Genomic DNA, 19302 nt, shown 5'->3' with positions numbered 1-19302 from the left:
GCCCTCGGGGGCAGGGGGCTTCCGCTCGGGCCGGTCCGGGGGGCGCGGTCACGCCGCCTGGACGTCCTGTTCCGCCACCCGGTGCGGGCAGGGGCGCGGTGCGTGCGTACGGCGGCGCAGGAAGCGCGGCAGCGGCAGGGCCAGGTTGACGAAGCCCTCGGCCTGCATGGCGGCGAAGCCGAGGCGGGGCAGGTCGGCCGAGGCGCGGTAGACCACGAAACGGGGCTCCCAGCGTGGCCGGAACTTGGCGTTGAACTTGTACAGGGACTCGATCTGGAACCAGCGGGACAGGAAGACCAGCAGGCCCCGCCAGGCGCGCAGCACCGGGCCCGCGCCGATCTTCTCGCCGCGCGCCAGTGCCGAGCGGAACATCGCGAAGTTGAGGGACACGCGCGCGATGCCGAATTTCGGGGCGGCCTGGAGGGCGGCCACGATCAGCAGTTCGTTCATGCCGGGGTCCGCGGAGCGGTCGCGGCGCATCAGGTCCAGCGAGACCCCGTCCGTGCCCCACGGCACGAAGTGGAGGATCGCCTTGAGGTCGCCGTACTCTCCCGGTTCCTCGTCGGCCTTGTGGGCGGTGGCGACGAGACAGTCGCCGTCGGCGGGGTCGCCGACGCGGCCCAGCGCCATGGAGAAGCCGCGCTCGGTGTCGGTGCCGCGCCAGTCGTCGGCGGCGCGGCGGATGCGGTCCAGCTCGGTCTCGCCGAGGTCACGGACACGACGTACCCGGGTCTCGTAACCGGCGCGCTCGATGCGCTTGACCATCTGTCGTACGTTGCGCATCGCGCGGCCGGCGAGCGAGAAATCCGGGACGTCCACCACCGCCTCGTCGCCCAGTTCGAGGGCGTCGAGCCCGGTCTCGCGGGTCCACACCTCGGCGCCGGTCTCGGAGCAGCCCATGACGGCGGGGGTCCAGGAGTGGGCCTTGGCCTCGTCCATGAAGCGTTCGATGGCGCCGGGCCAGGCCTCGACGTCGCCGATCGGGTCACCGCTGGCGAGCATCACGCCGGAGACGACGCGGTACGTCACCGCGGCCTTGCCGCTGGGCGAGAAGACGACGGCCTTGTCGCGGCGCAGCGCGAAGTGGCCGAGGGAGTCGCGGCCGCCGTGCTTGGCGAGCAGCGCGCGCAGGCGGGCCTCGTCGTCCTCGGTGAGGCGGGCGGCGGGGTGTTCGGGGCGGAAGGCGAGGTAGATCGTTGTGACCGCCGTGATCCAGCCGAGGGCGCCGAGCGAGAAGGCGACCGTCCACGAGGTGTTGCCGTGGTAGTCGACGGGGCCCTCGAAGCCGAACAGGCCGTACAGGGCGTGGGTGATGCGGTCGACCAGGCTCGGGTCGCCGACCAGGGTGTTCGGGTGGGCGCTGACGATGATCAGACCGAGGGCGAGGGAACCGGCGCCCGTGAGGACGAAGTTGGCCAGTGCCCGCCAGCGGCTGCGCGGGTCGGGCAGGGCGGTGAACTGGTCGCGGTGGCGCAGCAGGATGGCGAGCAGTACCAGTGAGATGAGGACGCCCACCACGGAGTGGCGGTACGTGAACTGCGCGACCGCTCCGGCCGGCAGCAGCACGACGGCGGCCCGCCAGGCCCGCCGCTTGCCGCGCTTGAGGCCGTGCGCCAGCAGGAGCAGCAGGACGCCGGCGCTCAGCGAGAGCGCGGCCGCGAAGGGGCCCGTCGAGCCCGGCAGCACCTCGGCGATGGCGTGCATACGGCTGTGCCGGAAGCGCGGGAAGACACCCGCGGCGACGTCCAGCAGGCCCACCAGGGCGCAGGCTCTGCCGACGAGCAGCGGAACTGCCTCGGGGCGCGGGCCGCGGAGCAGATGCCGTACCCGGCTGGGCAGTTGCCCCACTCGGCTCGATCGTTGAGGAACCGCGCCCGACATTTCCACATCTGTCCTGACAGACATCGCATCCCATTAGTTCTGCGAGAGACCTTGGATCCGGTGCCGATTCGGGCATCCGGCGACATTGCGCCCTCTAGGACGGTGTCTACGGGGGAGAGGTTCACTCGGCTTCCCAAAACCGTTTCAAAGGCCAAGGAAAGTCCGGGGCAAGCCCTTGCGAAGGTGCAGGGGAGGCAGCGCGGGCGCATGTGTCGTGCGCCCGCGCGGACCGGACGGAAAGTGCGGACAGGTAACCATCGATGGGGCTCACGAGCGACAAGGCGCTGGCGCTGGCGGTGTCGGCCGCCGTAGGGCTGTTCGTCGGCACGGTCTGGCTGTGGCCACGACTGGCGCGCCGCAGCCGACGGGCGGTCGGCGGGCGCGTCGGTCTGCTGTTCTCCACGCAGTTGGCGCTCTTCGCGGCGGTCGGGCTCGGAGCGAACCAGGCCTTCGGGTTCTACGCCAGCTGGGCAGACCTGTTCGGTCAGGAGGACGAACTGGGCGTCGTCGTGGACCACACGCCCGCGCGCGGGCCGCTTCGGATCGTCGACACGCGGCGGGTGCCTGGGGCGGCGAGCGCGCGGCCCCAGCTGGGCGGGCAGATCCAGAAGGTCGGGATCGTGGGCGGCACGACGCGGATCGCGACGCCCGCGTACGTCTATCTGCCGCCCGAGTATTTTCAGCCACAGTTCCGCACGCGTACGTTCCCGGCGGCCGTTGTTCTCACCGGGTATCCGGGCACGGCCGAGGCGCTGGTGGACAAGCTCGACTATCCGCGTACGGCCGGGAGGCTCGCCGCGTACGGCCGTATGCAGCCGATGATCCTGGTGATGATGCGGCCCACCGTGGCCCCGCCGCGGGACACGGAGTGCGTGGACATTCCCGGTGGGCCGCAGACGGAGTCGTTCTTCGCGAAGGATCTGCCCGATGCCGTGAGCGGGCACTACAGGGTGGGGCGTGAACCGGGTGGCTGGGGCATCATCGGCGACTCCACGGGCGGCTACTGCGCGTTGAAGCTCGCCATGCACCATCCCCGTACGTACGCCGCAGGGGCGGGGCTTTCCGCGTACTACAAGGCGCCGATCGACGCCACGACGGGCGATCTCTTCCAGGGTGACGAGGAACTGCGCAATCGCGCGAACCTGTGGTGGTACCTCGCGCACATGCCGGCGCCGGACACTTCACTGCTGGTCAGCAGCAGCAAAGTTGGAGAATCCAACTACAAGGACACATTGAAGTTCATTGAACGAGTGAAGGCCACGAAGCTGACGCGGATCTCGTCGGTCATCCTCGAAAGCGGCGGGCACAACTTCAACACCTGGCGGCGGGAGATTCCGGGGACGTTGGAGTGGGTGAGCGGGCGGTTGAGCGGGTGAGCGGGCGTTGAGTGCATGAGCGGCGGCTGGGCTTTGTGATCTTGGTTCCTGGTTAATTCGGGGCGGATCTGATTGCTGTTGCCCTGTGAACGACTCGGGATGGCTGTGTTTTTACGGGGTGGGGCGCCAAGATTCGCCTACGCGCGGTAAGTTTCTGGCCATGCCACGTGGACGTCACCGTCATTCCCCGCCCTTGCACAGGCTGCTGCCCCCGTCGGCGATCGCAGGCGTATCCGTTGTCTGTGCCCTTGCGCCCTGGGTGTTCACCGAGCCCGTGGTGCTGCGTGGCCTTGCCGCGGCCGCCGCGGCGACGGCGGTCGTCGGCGGGGTCGTCATGCGTCGCTGGGACGCGCAGGCGGGCAAGCAGGTCGCTGACCTCACGCGCGCGCGTGCGAGCGACGAGTGGCGGCACGAGGAACGGGTCGCCGAGCTGGAGACCGACCTCGAGGAGTCGCGCGAACTGCGGGTGAAGCTTGAGCAGCGGCTGCGGGCCAAGCGGGCCGAGCTTGCGGGCCTGCGCAACGAGCATGCGTCGCTGCTGCGGCGGTACGCCACGGCGGAGACCGAGCGGGCGAGTGTGCTGGAGGAGCGGCGGGTTCTCGAGATAGAGGCGGGGGCGCCCGCGCGGGCGTTGCCGCCGGGGGCTGTGCCGGGGCCGGCTGACGGGGTGGGGGCTGTGGCTGCCCCTGCTGATGTCGAGGCCGACTCCGAGAGTGCTGCGGTTGAGGCCGAGGTTGAGGCCGAGGGCGCTGAGGTCGAGGTCGTTGAGGAGGCGTCGGCGGCTTCTGCTGTTTTCTCGCCCGAGGGGTCTCGGCTGTTCCTGCGGGCCAAGGAGGCGTTGGCCCGGTTCGACGAGGACGGGGAGTCTCTGACGGGGGAGTCCTCGAAGAGCGAGTCCTCGGAGGGTGAGCCCCTGAAGCGCGAGCCCACGAAGGGCGCGTCCTCGAAGGACGAGCCTCCGACGGATGAGCCGCCGACGGATGAGCCGCCGAACAACGAGCCTCCCAAGGGCGACGCGCCTTCCGGCGAAGAGCCGGTGAAGACCGGTTCGGGGGCCGCCGAGGCGGAGGCGGCAGACGCCGCGGGGTCCGAGACGGAGCCTGCGTTGGAGGATGACTCGGAGGGGAAGCCCGAGGCGGTCGACGGGCATGAGCGCGCGGCCGCCGGCACCCCCACGGGCGCGGTTGCCCGCACTGCCCAGCCTGCGCCTCCTGCGGCCCAGCAGCCGTCCGGGCACTTCATCGCGCCGACTGCCGTGGCCGTCGTGCCGGCGACGCCCGTGCGGCGTCCGGCGGTCCAGGGCGGCTTCGACTTCTTCGGTACCAAGCGGGACGAGTCCTCCGCGTTGGAGTCCGTCCAGAACGAGGACCTCGCCGATGTCGTGGGCCAGGAGGCTCTGGCTCTTCACAAGGCCGAGGCCGAGGCGGAGTTCAAGCCTGCGGACGAGGAGTCCCGGGGGGTCGGGCAGGTCATCGATCTGACGGCTCATGACGAGACCGAGCAGATCGATGTGCAGGGGTTGCGAAGCGCGGTTTCCTGACCGCGTAACGCCTGCGGTTCGCCGTGGGTGGGGCCGTGCCGAGTGCTGCGCGCCGGGTCACGCCATCCAGCGGTCCGGGCGGGCGTCTCCGCGGCCCGTGCGGGACCGTTCCGCTTGACTGCGCAGGAGTTCTGCTGCCTCGTCGGCGTCTCTCAGACGGGCGGTCACCGTCTTGTTGGCTCCTGTGTCCACGTGTACGTCGGCGAGGCCCCACAGGCGCTTCCAGGGGCCCTGGGTGAGGCGTACGCTCTGGACCTTCGCGTGGGGAACCAGGGCCAGGCTTCTGCGGAACAGGCCGGTCCGGGCCGCGAAGGCGGCTTCCGTGACGGACAGGCCGTAGCCGCGCCACCACAGCGGCATGCACCGGGCGGCGCGTCGCGGTGAGCGGGACAGGGCGGCGGCGGAGGGGACCGTCGTGCCGGGGAGTACGTGTGCGACCACCGACTCGGCCACCTCGCGTGGGGCGACCGGGAGCAGGAGGGAGTTGGACGAGCCCGCCACGTCCAGTTCCACCCGTACCCAGCCGCGCCGGCGCCACAACAGCGGTTCGACGATCCGTACGGTCTGGACGCGGCCGGGCGGCACCGTCTCGTGTGCGCGGTCCAGCAGGCCGTGGTCGATGCGCAGGCCGTCCGGTGACTCGCCCACCGTCCAGTCGTACTCGGCGACGAACCGCCCCACACTGCTCGCCCCTGCCCCGCCGATCAGCGGAACCGCGGTCGCCAGGACCGTCCACACGCTCTCGGTGACCAGCCAGAGGATGGTCGGTACGACGATCGCGGCGGCCAGTGTTCCCCAGGTGGCGCCGGTCAGGACGAGGGAGATCGCCAGGACCTTGGGGGGTACGCGCAGGAGTTGGCGGGACGGTGCCTCTCCTACCTCGTGGGCCGTCTCGGGGGCGAAGCCGGCGGCGCGGGCGAGGAGTTCCGCGCGGAGAGTGCGTGCCTCTTCCGCGTCCAGGAAGGCGAGTTCGTCCTTTTTGTCGGCGCCTATGACGTCCAGTTTGAGCTTGGCCACGCCCGCCACGCGCGCGAGCAGGGGCTGGGTGATGTCGACGGCCTGGATACGTTCCAGTCGGATGTGCGCGGTGCGGCGGAAGAGCAGTCCGGTGCGGATACGCAGTTCGGAGTCCGTTACCGCGAAGTGTGTGAACCACCAGGTGAGGAAGCCGTACAGGGCCGCTGCGGGGACGAGCACCGCCAGCGCGAGCAGGAGTGTGGTGGTGGTCAGTCTGGTCAGCTGGCGTTGCGCCTGGTCCGGGTCGTGCACCGCCCAGCCGATGAGTACGGCGATCGGTGCCCACGCGCGCCTGAGCGGCGTCACCGGGTGCAGTCGGCGTTCCGTCACGGGTTGTTTCTCGCGGACGGCGTCGTCGACGCCCTGCGTCGTCACAGCCCCGCCGATCGGGCCTCGCCCAGCTCGGTGAGCCGGTCGCGCAGGCGTTCCGCCTCCGCCGGGTCCAGGCCGGGGATGGTCGCGTCGGTCGCGGCTGCCGCCGTGTGCAGTTGCACGCTGGCCAGGCCGAAGTGCCGCTCCACCGGGCCGGACGTCACCTCGACCAGCTGCATCCGGCCGTACGGCACGATCGTCTCCTCGCGCCACAGCACGCCCCGGCTGATCAGCAGGTCGTCGGCGCGCTCGGCGTATCGCCACGAACGCCAGTTGCGGCCGAGCATCACCCAGCCCCACGCCATCAGCACCGGCGGCAGCACGGCGAAGGCCGCCCAGGCGGGCCCCGCGAGCAGGCCGAGCAGCAGGCCCAGGCCGATCGTCAGCAGACCCAGCCACACCACCAGCAACAGTCGGCGCATGCGCAGCAGGCCCGGTGGCAGCCCCCTCCAGCCCGGCTCGGCCGCCACCGGCTCGTCTCCCGTAGTCCCCGTGTTCTCCGGGCTCCCCGTCTCCATGAGGCCAGCGTACGTAGGAGAGACTGTGTCCATGACTCCTACGACGGAGACCATGGTCGGTATCGGCGGCGCCGCGGAGAGTACCGACATGGTGCTCAACATCGGCCCCCAGCACCCGTCCACGCATGGCGTGCTGCGCCTCAAGCTCGTGCTCGACGGCGAGCGGATCGTGCGGGCGGAGCCGGTCATCGGGTACATGCACCGGGGCGCGGAGAAGCTTTTCGAGGCCCGCGACTACCGGCAGATCATCATGCTCGCCAACCGCCACGACTGGCTGTCGGCGTTCTCCAACGAGCTGGGTGTCGTCCTCGCCGTGGAGCGCATGCTCGGCATGGAGGTGCCCGAGCGGGCCGTGTGGACCCGGACGCTGCTCGCGGAGCTCAACCGGGTGCTGAACCACCTGATGTTCCTGGGGTCGTATCCGCTGGAGCTGGGCGGGATCACGCCGATCTTCTACGCCTTCTCGGAGCGCGAGGAGCTCCAGCATGTGATGGAGGAGGTCTCCGGCGGGCGTATGCACTACATGTTCAACCGGGTGGGAGGCCTGAAGGAGGACCTGCCGGCCGGGTGGGCCACGCGTGCGCGTGCCGCCGTCGCCGATGTGCGCTCCCGCATGGACCGGTTCGACGATCTTGTGCTGGGCAACGAGATCTTCCGGGGGCGTACGCGGGGCGTGGGCGCCCTCACGCCGGAGGCCGTGCACGCGTACGGCGTGAGCGGGCCGATCGCGCGCGCCTCGGGCGTGGACTTCGATCTGCGGCGCGACGAGCCGTATCTGGCCTATGGCGAGCTGGGGGACGTGCTGCGGGTGGTGACGCGGGACGAGGGCGACTGCCTTGCTCGTTTCGAGTGCCTGCTGGAGCAGACCCACGTCTCCCTCGACCTGGCGGACGCCTGCCTGGACCGGCTCGCCGAGCTGTCGCCCGGGCCGATCAATCAGCGTCTCCCCAAGGTGCTGAAGGCGCCCGAGGGGCACACGTACGCATGGACCGAGAACCCGCTCGGCATCAACGGCTACTACCTCGTCAGCAAGGGCGAGAAGACGCCGTACCGGCTGAAGCTGCGCTCGGCCTCGTACAACAACATCCAGGCGCTGGTCGAGCTGCTGCCGGGGACGCTGGTCGCGGACATGGTGGCGATCCTGGGGTCGCTGTTCTTCGTGGTGGGGGACATCGACAAGTAGTCGGCGGGGAGCCGGGCGCCGTCAGTCCGCCAGTACGTCCGGAATTCCGGCCGGCTGCAGCAGCCAGCCGAAGTCTCCCAGTCCGGCCGTCGCCGTGAGCTCGGCGGCCTCTCCCGCCCTCGCGAGGGCGCGTACGTACTCGGTGGGGTTTGCGGAGGCCAGTTCGAGCGGGGGGCGTGCGCCAGTGATGCCCACGGCGTGCAGGGCCTCGCGCTGGGACACCAGGCGTGCGCCGGGCAGCGTGCACGCCGTCGCGCACGCGTCCAGGGCCACGTGCGCCGTGATGTCGCACGAACCGTCGGGCACGGGTACCGTCTCGCGCCCCTCGCGGAATCCGGTGAGCGTCCCGAAGGGCGGGCGTGCGGGCGCAGTGTGCGCGTAGTCGACGGCGACCGCGAGCCCCCGGTCCAGCGTCGCCACGGCCGCGGCCCAGGCCCTGTCCCGCGGCAGCCCGATCTCGGCCCGCGCCCCTGCACGCCCCCGAGCGGCCACCAGCGTGCGAGCCACTCCGCCTCCGCACCGGCGACCGGCTCCCCGAGGCGCTCGGTCCCGTCCCGCCGTACGAGAACCAGGCGGGGTACGCCCGCCGAGTCCACCTCTGCGACCTCCACGGGGACGTTGTCCAGCCACTCGTTGGCGAACAGCAGGCCCTTGATCCGGTGCGGCGCCTCGGACCTCCACTCGATCCGGTGATCCAGGGTTTCCGGTCGGTCGGCCAGCTCGACGGCGTACGCACGCGTGCGTGCCGCCACGTCGGCGGGCAGGGCCGCCAGTACGCCGGTGACCAGCTCGCCCCGCCCCGCCGCCATGTCGACGAAGTCGAGCCGCTCGGGGCGGCCCAGGGCCTCGTCGACCCGGCACAGCAGCCGGGCCACGGCAACGGCGAAGAGGGGCGACGCGTGGACGGACGTACGGAAGTGACCGGCGGGGCCCTCGGGGCGGCTGTAGAAGCCCCCCGGCCCGTAGAGGGCGGCTTCCGCCGCCGCCCGCCACCCTCGCCACTCGCCCGTCGCCACTTCTGTCACCGGCCCAGGCTAAGCGCACAGGAGAACGCAGCCTCCACCTTGCGGAGTACGCGCGGGTAGTGCGGATCGGCCCTCCGGTTGACCCGTGCACGCATCTCGCTTCCCTACGCTGGGTTACGTGCAGCGCCTCTATGACTTCCTCCGCAGGCACCCGACATGGGTCGACAGCTTCTGGGCCGTCCTCCTCTTCGGGATCTCTGTGCTGAGCGTCGCCGTCCGCGAGGAGGGCGGGCAGGACCTGCCGGGCACCTCCTCCGAGGCGATCATCGTCCCGGTCCTCCTCCTGCTGGGCCTGGTGATCGCGCTGCGCCGGCGCATGCCGGAGAAGATGCTGGTGCTGGCCATCGTCGTAGGGCTGGCGCAACTGGTCCTGAACGTGGCGCCGACGCCGGTCAACTTCGCCTTCCTGGTGATCACCTACACCGTGGCCGCGACCGGCGCCCGCTGGGCGTCCCGGCTCGCGCTAGGCACCGGCCTGTGTGCGGCGCCCTTGGCACAGACGCGCTGGCCCGAGCAGGACTCCAGCGTTCTGGGCAATGTGGCCCTGGTGATCTTCCTGGCGGTGCCGTTCGCCCTGGCCTGGGTGCTCGGCGACTCGATCCGTACCCGTCGCGCCTACTACGAGCAGCTCGAGGAACGCGCGACCCGGCTCGAAAAGGAGCGCGAGGCGCAGTCCAAGGTCGCGGTCGCCGCCGAACGCGCCCGGATCGCGCGCGAGCTGCACGACGTCGTCGCGCACAACGTCTCCGTGATGGTCGTGCAGGCCGACGGCGCCGCCTACGTCCTCGACTCCGCCCCGGACCAGGCCAAGAAGGCCCTGGAGACCATCTCCTCCACCGGCCGCCAGGCCCTCGCCGAGATGCGCCGCCTGCTCGGGGTACTGCGCACCGGCGAGCACCAGGAGAGCGGCGAGTACGTCCCGCAGCCCGACGTCGAGCAGATCGACGACCTCATCCAGCAGTGCCGCAGCTCCGGCCTGCCGGTCGACTTCAAGGTCGAGGGCACCCCGCGCCCGCTGCCCAGCGGCGTCGAGCTGACGGCGTACCGCATCGTGCAGGAGGCCCTGACCAACACGCGCAAGCACGGCGGGCCGAACACGGGCGCCAGCGTGCGCCTGGTCTACTTCGACGACGGGCTCGGCCTGCTCGTCGAGGACGACGGCAAGGGCGCCCCGCACGAGCTGTACGAGGACGGCGGCGCCGACGGCAGCGGCCACGGCCTGATCGGTATGCGCGAGAGGGTCGGCATGGTGGGCGGCACCCTGGACGCGGGGCCGCGCCCGGGCGGAGGATTCCGCATCAGTGCGCTGCTGCCGCTCAAACCAGCACACTGAGCTTGCGCATGCGCTTTGTTGACACCTGTAACGGCCCTGTAGACGGATACGAAAGACACGGAAGAGGACCCCGATGACGATCCGCGTGATGCTCGTCGACGACCAGGTGCTGCTGCGCACCGGGTTCCGGATGGTGCTTGCGGCCCAGCCGGACATGGAGGTCGTCGCGGAGGCGGGAGACGGCGTCGAGGCCCTCCAGGTGCTGCGCTCGACCCCGGTCGACGTCGTGCTGATGGACGTGCGCATGCCGAAGCTGGACGGCGTGGAGACCACCCGCCGCATCTGCTCGGACCCCGAGCCGCCCAAGGTGCTGATCCTGACCACCTTCGACCTCGACGAGTACGCCTTCTCCGGGCTGAAGGCGGGCGCCTCCGGCTTCATGCTCAAGGACGTACCGCCCGGCGAACTCCTTGCCGCCATCCGCGCGGTGCACAGCGGCGACGCGGTGGTCGCCCCGTCGACGACCCGGCGCCTGCTGGACCGTTTCGCGCCCATGCTGCCCTCCAGCGGCAACGAGCCCAAGCACAAGGAGCTGGAGCGGCTCACCGACCGCGAGCGCGAGGTCATGGTGCTGGTCGCCCAGGGCCTGTCCAACGGCGAGATCGCGGCCCGGCTGGTCCTGTCCGAGGCGACCGTGAAGACGCACGTCGGCCGCATCCTGACCAAGCTGGGGCTCAGAGACCGGGTGCAGGTCGTCGTCCTCGCATACGAGACGGGCCTGGTGCGGGCCGGCGGGCACGGCTGACGCACGGTGGCGTGACTCCCGCGTAACCGGTGCCCACTAGGGTCTGCGCATGCTCCTGTGGATCAACGGCCCTTTCGGGGGCGGCAAGACACAGACCGCGTACGAGATCCAGCGCCGCCTGCCCGGCAGCGTGGTCTGCGACCCCGAGCACGCGGGCTTCGGGCTGCGGCGGACGCTGCCGCCCGAACTGCGCGGGGACTTCCAGGACCTGAGCTCCTGGCGGCAGGGCGTCGTCGAGGTCCTCGACCTCGCCCTCGCCAAGCACGACGGTGTGGTGATCGCGCCCATGACGGTCACGGACTCCGGCTACTTCGAGGAGACCGTGGGCCGGCTGCGCGAACTCGGCCATGACGTACGGCACTTCACGCTCCTCGCCGAGCGCGAGACGGTCCTGAAGCGGCTGCGTGAGCGGGGCTTCGGGCACCTCCTCCAGTACGTCGCCGGAAAGAACGCGAGCATCGGGAGCAATGCCGGGCTGCGCCGCGAGAGCTGGGCCGTCCAGCAGCTCGACCACTGCCTGGAGCGGTTGCGGGAGCCGGAGTTCGCCGAGCATCTGTGGACGGACCACTCGACCGTGCCGAAGACGGCGGACCGCATCGCCGTCCTGGCCGGGCTGCGGCTGAGGCCCAACAACGAGGGTGCGCTGCGCACACGGCTGCGCCAGGCGAGGGTCGGGATCAGGCACATCCGCTTCGACTGAGCCGTGGGCGCAGGAGGGGAGCGCTCAGCGCAGGATCCCCTCCAGGAAGTCGCTGCCCAGCCGGGCCACCACCGTCACGTCCAGCTGGTGCAGGACGTACCGCCCCCGGCGACGGGTGGTGATCAGGCCCGCCTTCTTCAGCACACCCAGGTGCCGGGATATCTCCGGCGCCGTCACGCCGTGCGCCTGCGCCAGCTCGCCCGTGGTGTACGCGCTGCGGGCGAGATTGCGGCAGATGCGCATGCGCACGGGGTGGGAGAGCGCGGTCATCCGCAGAGCCAGCTGCTCGACCGTGGGCGGGGCGGCGAGCTCCGGGGAGCCGACCGGGTAGTGCAGCACCGGCTGCCAGGCGTAGCGGTGCAGGACCATCAGGTGCGGCCAGCCCAGGCTCGTCGGGACGAGGAGGAGACCGCCGTCCCCCGTGGCCGTACGGCCATTGCCCAGCTTGTCGACCGTGATCCGCGCGGCGGCCTCGTCGAGAGTGACCGCCGGGGACACCGCGGCCAGCGCCTCCGCCAGGCCCTTGTGCCGCAGGAGGTCCGTCTTGTGGCGGGCGTCCGCCGTGAGCTGGTGGCGCAGCCGGGACCAGGTGTCGGCGAAGAAGGCCTCGTCGCAGTCCTGGAGGAACTGCCGCAGCCAGGCACGGATGCGCGGCGGATCGAACAGCAGCCGCTCGCTGAACCGCATCTGCGGCGGCCCGCGCGCGGCGGCGAGGTCCAGGGCGCGCCGCCGCACGCCGGCGTCGGAGAGCGCGTCGGGCCCGCGCGTGCTGTACGGCAGAGCGCAGGTGAACTCCAGGGACGCGTCCACGAACTGCTCGTCCGTCAGCTTGTCCAGCTGGTCCAGCTCCTCCGCCAGTGTGGCGCCCGGGAGGGCGCTGCGGCCCGGGATGCCGGCGAAGGGCAGGAAGAGGTCGGAGAACGTCGACCGCCACAGGAAGTCGGCCTCGCACATCCGGTCGGCCAGGTGCGAGTCCAACCGGGCCGTCACGCCCGTCACCCAGCCCTGCAGGCCCGGGTGGTGCCCCGGCTCCGACAGCGCGTGCAGCGCCATGCCGAGCTCGGCCAGGGGTGAGGGCACGACGGCGACCCTCTCCGGCCGCAGCTCCGCGATGTCGATGGTCACGCTCATGCCCTCATGGTGCACCCCGCCACTGACAACGCGGCCGCCGATTGACGACGGCCGTCAATCGGCGCGACGTGACGGCCATGGTGAGGCAACTCTGGGATCACCCGGGCAGCCGCGGAGCCCGATCCCCCACACGTCATGTCTGCTTACGTCTACGCCCCGTCTACGTCTACGTCTACGTCCCGAGAAGGGGATCCGCCATGAGCATCACCCAGCAGTACCTCCTCGACACCTACCGTGCCCGCCGGCTCGGCGAGCCCGCCCCTCCGGCGCCGGGCAGCCATGACTGGCAGGTCGTCCGCGAGTGGCGCGACCACCGCGAGTTCAGGGCCGTCCTCGCCGGCCGGCCCGCGCACGGGCGGCTACGGCGGGCCCTGGGCCGTTGGCTGCAGTCACGACCGCGCTCTACGGGCTGACCTCCACGCCGGCCTCCTCGGCCAGCCGGGCCGCGAACTGGGCGACCGCCGCCTTCACGTCCTCGGCCGTCCACTCCAGTCCGGCAGCCCGCACGTAGAGCTCGGTGCAGGCCAGCCCTGGCCCCTTGGCCTCCCAGCCCTGGGCGAACAGGACGGTCTGCGTCTCCTCGGCCTGCCGGATCGCGGCCTCCGCGAGGACGTCGGCGTCGTACGGCAGCCAGACCTGGAACTCGTTGGTGTGCGGCGGCTCGGGGTGCACCCGCAGCCACGGCACCCCGGCCGCCGCGAACCCCTCACGCAGCGCGGCGGCCACCACGCGCGCGTGGGCCACGTACTCGGGCAGCCGGGGCAGCTCCCGCTCCAGGCCGGCGAGCGCCGACAGCGCGGTGGGGAACTGCTGGAACACCGTGCCGCCATAGCGGTGCCGCCAGGCCTTCGCCTCGTCCACCAGCGTCTTCGGACCGGCCAGGGCCGCGCCGCCGAAGCCGTCGAGGGACTTGTAGAACGACACGTACACGCTGTCGGCCAGGCCCGCGATCTCGTCCAGCGGGCGGCCGAAGTGGACGGTGGACTCCCACAGACGCGCGCCGTCGAAGTGCACCACCGCATCGCGCTCCCGCGCCGCCTCCACCACCTCCGTGAGCTCCTCCCACGCGGGCAGCACGAAACCGGCGTCCCTGAGGGGCAGTTCGAGCATCAGCGTCCCGAAGGGCTCGTCGAACTCGCGTACCTCGGCCGCGGTCGGCAGCCGCGGCTCGCCCGTCACGTGGACCGGGCGCAACCCGCTGACCTGACTGAACGCGTTCCGCTCATGCACCTCGGGGTGGGCCAGCGGATGGAGGGCGACGGTCGGGTTGCCGGTACGGCCCGCCCAGCAGCGCAGGGCCACCTGCTGGGCCATCGTGCCCGTAGGGAAGAACGCGGCGGCCTCGGTGCCGAGCAGCCCGGCGGTCTTCTCCTCCAGTGCCTCGACGATGCCGTCGCCGTAGAGGTCGGACGGCTCGTCCAGGTCGTGCAGATCCAGCGCACGCGCCTCGTCCAGCAGGGCCAAGCGCTCGCGCAGGGTGCCGAGGAAGCCGGGGCGCGCGAGCACGCGCTGCGCGCCGCGGTAGGCGGCGATGCGCCGTTCTCGGCGCCGCTTGCGCCGCTCGTCGTCCGACACCCGCCCGCCCGACAATTGCTCGCCGGACGCCTCCTCGTCCCGCTCCGCCCCTGCCCGCCGTCCGCGCTGCTCCGCCGTATCGCCCATGCCCCGGATCATCCCCCGCGCCTTCCCGGGCGGGCACCCGCATTTCCGCACGCCGGCCCCGCCCTCCCGTAAGCGCGCGAAGCGGCTCCGCATGCGCATGGAGGCGTGTGGAAACCCACAGCGTGTGGACAACCGAACGCCTCTCGAACCGATCGCGTTAACATGACGAGAAATCGTCCGGTACCCGGAGCGGACTGGAACGGGAAGGCCGCCGTCGAGTGAGTACAAGCCAACAGCCAGATCCCAGGGACCGCCCCGCGCGGCTCACCGTCGGTGTGGTCGGCGCCGGCCGCGTGGGCCCCGCACTCGCCGCGTCCCTCCAGCTCGCCGGGCACCGCCCGGTGGCCGTCTCCGCGGTCTCCGACGCCTCCCGGCGGCGGGCCGCGCAGCTGCTCCCCGACGTGCCGCTCGTGCCGCCCGCCGAAGTGCTCGCGCGCGCCGAGCTGGTGCTGCTGACCGTCCCGGACGACACGCTGCCCGGGCTGGTCGAGGGCCTCGCCGAGACCGGTGCCGTACGACCGGGGCAGCTGCTGGTGCACACCTCCGGGCGGTACGGCGCGAAGGTCCTGGACCCCGCCCTGCGCGCGGGCGGCCTGCCGCTGGCCCTGCACCCGGCGATGACCTTCACCGGCACTCCCGTGGACGTCCAGCGCCTGGCCGGCTGCTCTTTCGGCGTCACCGCGCCCGAGGAGCTGCGGCTGGCCGCCGAGGCCCTCGTCATCGAGATGGGCGGCGAACCCGAGTGGATCGCCGAGGAGAGGCGCCCGCTCTACCACGCGGCGCTCGCGCTGGGCGCGAACCACCTGGTGACACTCGTCGCCCAGTCCATGGAGCTGCTGCGCGAGGCAGGCGTGGCGGCCCCCGACCGGATGCTCGGCCCGCTGCTCGGCGCCGCCCTCGACAACGCCCTGCGGTCCGGCGACGCGGCCCTGACCGGCCCCGTCGCGCGCGGGGACGCGGGCACCGTCGCCGCGCACGTCACCGAGCTGCGCAGGCACGCCCCGCAGGCCGTGGCCGGCTATCTGGCGATGGCGCGCGCGACCGCCGACCGGGCGCTCGCCCACGGACTGCTCAAGCCGGAGCTCGCCGAGGACCTCCTCGGGGTACTCGCCGACGGAACCGACGGGGCCGAGGGAGACGCCCGATGACGACCCTGCTGGGCACCGCTGACGAACTGCACGCACGCACGCGTACCGGCCGTCGCGCCGTCGTGATGACCATGGGCGCACTGCACGAGGGACACGCCACCCTGATCCGCACAGCGCGCACGATCGCCGGCCCGCAGGGCGAGGTCGTCGTCACCGTCTTCGTGAACCCCTTGCAGTTCGGCGAGGGCGAGGACCTCGACCGTTACCCGCGCACCCTGGACGCCGACCTCAAGATCGCCGAGCAGGCGGGCGCCGACGCCGTGTTCGCGCCCTCCGTGGACGAGGTCTACCCGGGAGGCCGGCCTCAGGTCCGCATCAGCGCCGGCCCCATGGGCGACAGCCTGGAGGGCGCCTCACGCCCCGGCCACTTCGACGGCATGCTCACCGTCGTCGCCAAGCTGCTCCACCTCACCCGCCCCGACGTCGCCCTGTACGGCCAGAAGGACGCCCAGCAACTCGCCCTGATCCGCCGCATGGTGCGCGACCTGAACTTCGGCGTCGAGATCGTGGGCGTCCCCACCGTGCGAGAGGAGGACGGCCTCGCGCTCTCCAGCCGCAACCGCTACCTCTCGCCCAAGGAACGGCACACGGCACTCGCGCTGTCCCAGGCCCTCTTCGCCGGCCGCGACCGGCACGCGGCACAGGAGGCACTGCGCGCGCGGGCACGCGAAGTGCCCGCCACACGCGCGCGTGCGGAAGCGCTCAGCGCCATAGGGGAGTCCCGCGCGGCGGCCGACGCACACGCCGTCGCCAAGGCCGTCCCCGGCGCCCCGGCGGCCGTACGCGCCGCCGCCCGCCTGCTCCTCGACGAGGCCGCCCGCCTCGACCCGCCGCTCGAACTGGACTACCTCGCACTCATCGACCCGTCCGACTTCACCGAGATCGACGACGAGTTCACCGGCGAGGCCGTCCTCGCCGTCGCCGCCCGGGTCGGGGCGACCCGGCTGATCGACAATCTCCCCCTCACCTTCGGAGCCGCCTCGTGACCAGCACAGGCATACGACTGCACGCGCCCGCGCCCGGGTGGTCCATCGCCGCGGACGTCGTGGTCGTCGGCTCCGGTGTCGCAGGCCTCACCGCCGCCCTGCGCTGCGAGGCCGCCGGCCTGTCGACGGTCGTCGTCACCAAGGCCCGCCTCGACGACGGCTCCACCCGCTGGGCCCAGGGCGGCATCGCCGCGGCCCTCGGCGAGGGAGACACCCCCGAGCAGCACCTCGACGACACCCTGGTCGCCGGCGCGGGCCTGTGTGACGAGGACGCCGTCCGCATCCTCGTCACCGAGGGCCCCGACGCCGTACGCCGCCTCATCGAGACCGGCGCCCACTTCGACGAGTCGGAGGAAGGCGGCCTGGAGCTCACTCGCGAGGGCGGCCACCACCGGCGCCGTATCGCCCACGCCGGCGGGGACGCGACCGGCGCGGAGATCTCCCGCGCCCTGGTCGAGGCGGTACGCGCGCGTGGCGTGCGCACGATCGAGAACGCACTCGTCCTCGATCTCCTGGCCGACGCCGAGGGCCGTACGGCCGGCGTCACCCTGCACGTCATGGGCGAGGGCCAGCACGACGGCGTGGGCGCGGTCCACGCGCCCGCGGTGGTCCTCGCGACCGGCGGCATGGGCCAGGTCTTCTCGGCGACGACGAACCCGTCGGTGTCGACCGGCGACGGCGTCGCCCTGGCGCTGCGCGCGGGCGCCGAAGTGAGCGACCTGGAATTCGTCCAGTTCCACCCGACGGTCCTCTTCCTCGGCCCGGACGCGGAGGGCCAGCAGCCCCTGGTCTCCGAGGCCGTACGCGGCGAGGGCGCCCACCTGGTCGACGCCGACGGCGTGCGCTTCATGGTCGGACAGCACGAACTTGCCGAACTCGCCCCCCGGGACATCGTCGCCAAGGGCATCATGCGACGCATGCAGGAGCAGGACGCGGAACACATGTTCCTCGACGCCCGCCACTTCGGCGCCGACATGTGGGAGCACCGTTTCCCGACGATCCTCGCCTCCTGCCGCGCGAACGGCATCGACCCGGTCACCACGCCCATCCCGATCGCCCCGGCCGCCCACTACGCCTCCGGCGGCGTGCGCACCGACTCCCAGGGCCGTACGACCGTCCCCGGCCTGTACGCGTGCGGCGAGGTCGCCTGCACGGGCGTGCACGGCGCCAACCGCCTGGCCTCCAACTCACTCCTCGAAGGCCTGGTCTACGCCGAGCGCATCGTGGCCGACATCGCGGCCGCCCGCGCGGCCGACGGCCTGCACGCGCGCGTGCCGCACCCGGTGCCGTACCCCGAGACCCCCGAGCACCCGCTGCTCGGCCCCGAGGCCCGCTTCGCGATCCAGCGGACGATGACCGACGGCGCCGGAGTCCTGCGCTCCGCCGACTCCCTCGCCAAGGCGGCCGAGCAGATCCAGCAGCTGCACACCGAGGCCCGCGACGCCCTCGCCGAGAACGGCAAGACGGCCGAGCCCGGCGTGGACACATGGGAGGCCACGAACCTCCTCTGCGTGGCCCGGGTCCTGGTGGCCGCGGCGCAGCTCCGCGAGGAGACCCGGGGCTGCCACTGGCGCGAGGACGAGCCCGACCGCGACGACGTGACATGGCGCCGTCACATCGTCGTACGCCTGAACCCGGACCGCACACTGGCCGTGCACACCACAGACACCGCAGACTTCCCCCCGACCCGTCCCCAGGAGCAGTGACAGCAGTGACCACCCCCGACCTTCCCCTCGCCTCGACCGGCGGCTGCGGCGACGGCTGCGCCTGCGGTGCCGACGAGGAGTACCTGGAGTGCGGCCTCGACCCCGCGCTCGCCCAGCTCCTCGCCGACGCGGGCCTCGACCCGGTCGAGGTCGAGGACATCGCGAACGTGGCCATCCAGGAGGACCTGGCCCACGGCGTGGACGTGACGACGGTCGCGACCATCCCCGAAGAGGCCGTCGCCACCGCCGACTTCGTCGCGCGTGAGGCGGGCGTCGTGGCGGGCCTCAGGGTCGCCGAGGCGGTGGTCTCGATCGTCTGCGAGGACGAGTTCGAGGTGGAGCGCCACGTCGAGGACGGCGACCGCGTGAAGGAGGGCCAGAAGCTGCTCTCGATCACCACCCGCACCCGCGACCTCCTGACGGCGGAGCGCAGCGCGCTGAACATCCTCTGCCGCCTGTCCGGCATCGCGACGGCCACGCGCGCGTGGGCGGACGTACTGGACGGCACGAAGGCGAGGGTCCGGGACACCCGCAAGACCACCCCCGGTCTGCGCGCCCTGGAGAAGTACGCGGTCCGCAGCGGAGGCGGAGTGAACCACCGTATGTCGCTCTCGGACGCGGCCCTGGTCAAGGACAACCACGTCCTGGCGGCAGGCGGCGTGACCCAGGCCTTCCAGGCAGTCCGCGAAGCCTTCCCGGACCTCGCGATCGAGGTCGAGGTGGACACCCTCCACCAACTCCGCGAGGTGGTGGACGCGGGCGCGGACCTGATCCTCCTGGACAACTTCACGCCGGGCGAGTGCGAGGAGGCGGTGTCGATCGTGCACGGCCGAGCGGCACTCGAAGCATCGGGCCGCCTGACCCTGGCCAACGCCAAGGCGTACGCGGACACCGGCGTCGACTACCTGGCCGTAGGGGCCCTCACCCACTCCTCGCCGATCCTGGACATCGGCCTGGATCTGCGAGCGGCGGAGTAGGG

The 19302-nt window shown here is 72.0% G+C and carries 16 protein-coding genes and 1 pseudogene; 11 read left to right on the top strand and 6 right to left on the bottom strand.

Annotation, left to right across the window (positions count from 1 at the left end):
- Nucleotides 1-48: 48 nt before the first annotated feature.
- On the bottom strand, nt 49-1881 hold the full coding sequence (locus OHO27_RS17900; RefSeq protein WP_328425098.1) for a phosphatidylglycerol lysyltransferase domain-containing protein: 1833 nt from the start codon (nt 1879-1881) through the stop codon (nt 49-51).
- Nucleotides 1882-2141: 260 nt separating this feature from the next.
- Between OHO27_RS17900 and OHO27_RS17895 the strand changes: the two genes are divergently transcribed.
- Both OHO27_RS17895 and OHO27_RS17890 read left to right on the top strand, forming a co-directional pair.
- The gene (locus tag OHO27_RS17895) at nt 2142-3257 is read left to right on the top strand and encodes an alpha/beta hydrolase (RefSeq protein ID WP_328425096.1); all 1116 of its coding nucleotides are present in this window, start codon (nt 2142-2144) and stop codon (nt 3255-3257) included.
- A 160-nt stretch (nt 3258-3417) separates the two neighbouring features.
- Nucleotides 3418-4797: a hypothetical protein gene (locus tag OHO27_RS17890; protein WP_328425094.1), complete on the top strand. Its 1380-nt coding sequence runs from the start codon at nt 3418-3420 to the stop codon at nt 4795-4797.
- A 57-nt stretch (nt 4798-4854) separates the two neighbouring features.
- On the opposite strand, the gene OHO27_RS17885 is transcribed toward OHO27_RS17890, so the two are convergent.
- Together OHO27_RS17885 and OHO27_RS17880 are read right to left on the bottom strand one after the other, a co-directional pair.
- Nucleotides 4855-6189, bottom strand: a complete 1335-nt coding sequence (locus tag OHO27_RS17885; RefSeq protein WP_328425092.1) for a PH domain-containing protein — start codon at nt 6187-6189, stop codon at nt 4855-4857.
- Nucleotides 6186-6704 (bottom strand): PH domain-containing protein, encoded by a 519-nt coding sequence (locus OHO27_RS17880; protein ID WP_328425090.1) that lies wholly within the window; start codon nt 6702-6704, stop codon nt 6186-6188. The genes OHO27_RS17885 and OHO27_RS17880 overlap by 4 nt, the downstream gene beginning before the upstream one ends.
- Nucleotides 6705-6735: 31 nt before the next feature.
- Here OHO27_RS17880 and OHO27_RS17875 point away from each other — a divergent pair, with 31 nt between their 5' ends.
- Complete coding sequence (locus OHO27_RS17875; RefSeq protein ID WP_328425088.1) at nt 6736-7887, top strand: NADH-quinone oxidoreductase subunit D; 1152 nt, start codon at nt 6736-6738, stop codon at nt 7885-7887.
- 21 nt (nt 7888-7908) lie between these two features.
- On the opposite strand, the pseudogene OHO27_RS17870 reads toward OHO27_RS17875, so the two are convergent.
- Nucleotides 7909-8912: pseudogene (locus tag OHO27_RS17870) on the bottom strand (SAM-dependent methyltransferase).
- Between the two features lie 118 nt (nt 8913-9030).
- On the opposite strand from OHO27_RS17870, the gene OHO27_RS17865 reads away from it, so the two are divergent.
- The 3 genes from OHO27_RS17865 (at nt 9031) to OHO27_RS17855 (ending at nt 11690) form a co-directional block, all read left to right on the top strand.
- Nucleotides 9031-10245 (top strand): sensor histidine kinase, encoded by a 1215-nt coding sequence (locus tag OHO27_RS17865; protein ID WP_328425086.1) that lies wholly within the window; start codon nt 9031-9033, stop codon nt 10243-10245.
- Between the two features lie 73 nt (nt 10246-10318).
- Complete coding sequence (locus tag OHO27_RS17860) at nt 10319-10990, top strand: response regulator transcription factor (protein WP_328425084.1); 672 nt, start codon at nt 10319-10321, stop codon at nt 10988-10990.
- Between the two features lie 49 nt (nt 10991-11039).
- Entirely contained in the window at nt 11040-11690 is a 651-nt protein-coding gene (locus OHO27_RS17855) for an AAA family ATPase (protein ID WP_328425082.1), read from the top strand.
- A 24-nt stretch (nt 11691-11714) separates the two neighbouring features.
- Here OHO27_RS17855 and OHO27_RS17850 read toward each other — a convergent pair whose 3' ends face one another.
- A complete protein-coding gene (locus tag OHO27_RS17850) occupies nt 11715-12821 on the bottom strand; it encodes a DUF5937 family protein (protein WP_328425080.1) in 1107 nt (368 codons plus the stop codon).
- A 197-nt stretch (nt 12822-13018) separates the two neighbouring features.
- On the opposite strand from OHO27_RS17850, the gene OHO27_RS17845 reads away from it, so the two are divergent.
- Entirely contained in the window at nt 13019-13234 is a 216-nt protein-coding gene (locus OHO27_RS17845) for a hypothetical protein (protein WP_328425078.1), read from the top strand.
- Here the strand turns inward: OHO27_RS17845 and OHO27_RS17840 are convergent.
- Nucleotides 13224-14483, bottom strand: a complete 1260-nt coding sequence (locus OHO27_RS17840; protein WP_328425076.1) for a threonine aldolase family protein — start codon at nt 14481-14483, stop codon at nt 13224-13226. The genes OHO27_RS17845 and OHO27_RS17840 overlap by 11 nt on opposite strands.
- A 218-nt stretch (nt 14484-14701) precedes the next feature.
- On the opposite strand from OHO27_RS17840, the gene OHO27_RS17835 reads away from it, so the two are divergent.
- From OHO27_RS17835 to nadC, 4 genes are read left to right on the top strand one after another with little or no spacing between them, the layout of a single operon-like run.
- On the top strand, nt 14702-15631 hold the full coding sequence (locus tag OHO27_RS17835) for a Rossmann-like and DUF2520 domain-containing protein (RefSeq protein WP_328425074.1): 930 nt from the start codon (nt 14702-14704) through the stop codon (nt 15629-15631).
- A complete protein-coding gene (gene panC, locus OHO27_RS17830) occupies nt 15628-16617 on the top strand; it encodes a pantoate--beta-alanine ligase (RefSeq protein ID WP_328425072.1) in 990 nt (329 codons plus the stop codon). The genes OHO27_RS17835 and panC overlap by 4 nt, the downstream gene beginning before the upstream one ends.
- The gene (locus OHO27_RS17825; RefSeq protein ID WP_328425070.1) at nt 16614-18323 is read left to right on the top strand and encodes an L-aspartate oxidase; all 1710 of its coding nucleotides are present in this window, start codon (nt 16614-16616) and stop codon (nt 18321-18323) included. The genes panC and OHO27_RS17825 overlap by 4 nt, the downstream gene beginning before the upstream one ends.
- A gap of 5 nt (nt 18324-18328) precedes the next feature.
- Entirely contained in the window at nt 18329-19300 is a 972-nt protein-coding gene (nadC, locus tag OHO27_RS17820) for a carboxylating nicotinate-nucleotide diphosphorylase (protein ID WP_328430471.1), read from the top strand.
- Nucleotides 19301-19302: the final 2 nt, after the last annotated feature.

This window comes from Streptomyces sp. NBC_00443, assembly GCF_036014175.1.
In the GTDB taxonomy this organism is placed as follows: domain Bacteria; phylum Actinomycetota; class Actinomycetes; order Streptomycetales; family Streptomycetaceae; genus Streptomyces.
This window is presented reverse-complemented; position numbering and strand designations above follow the sequence as displayed.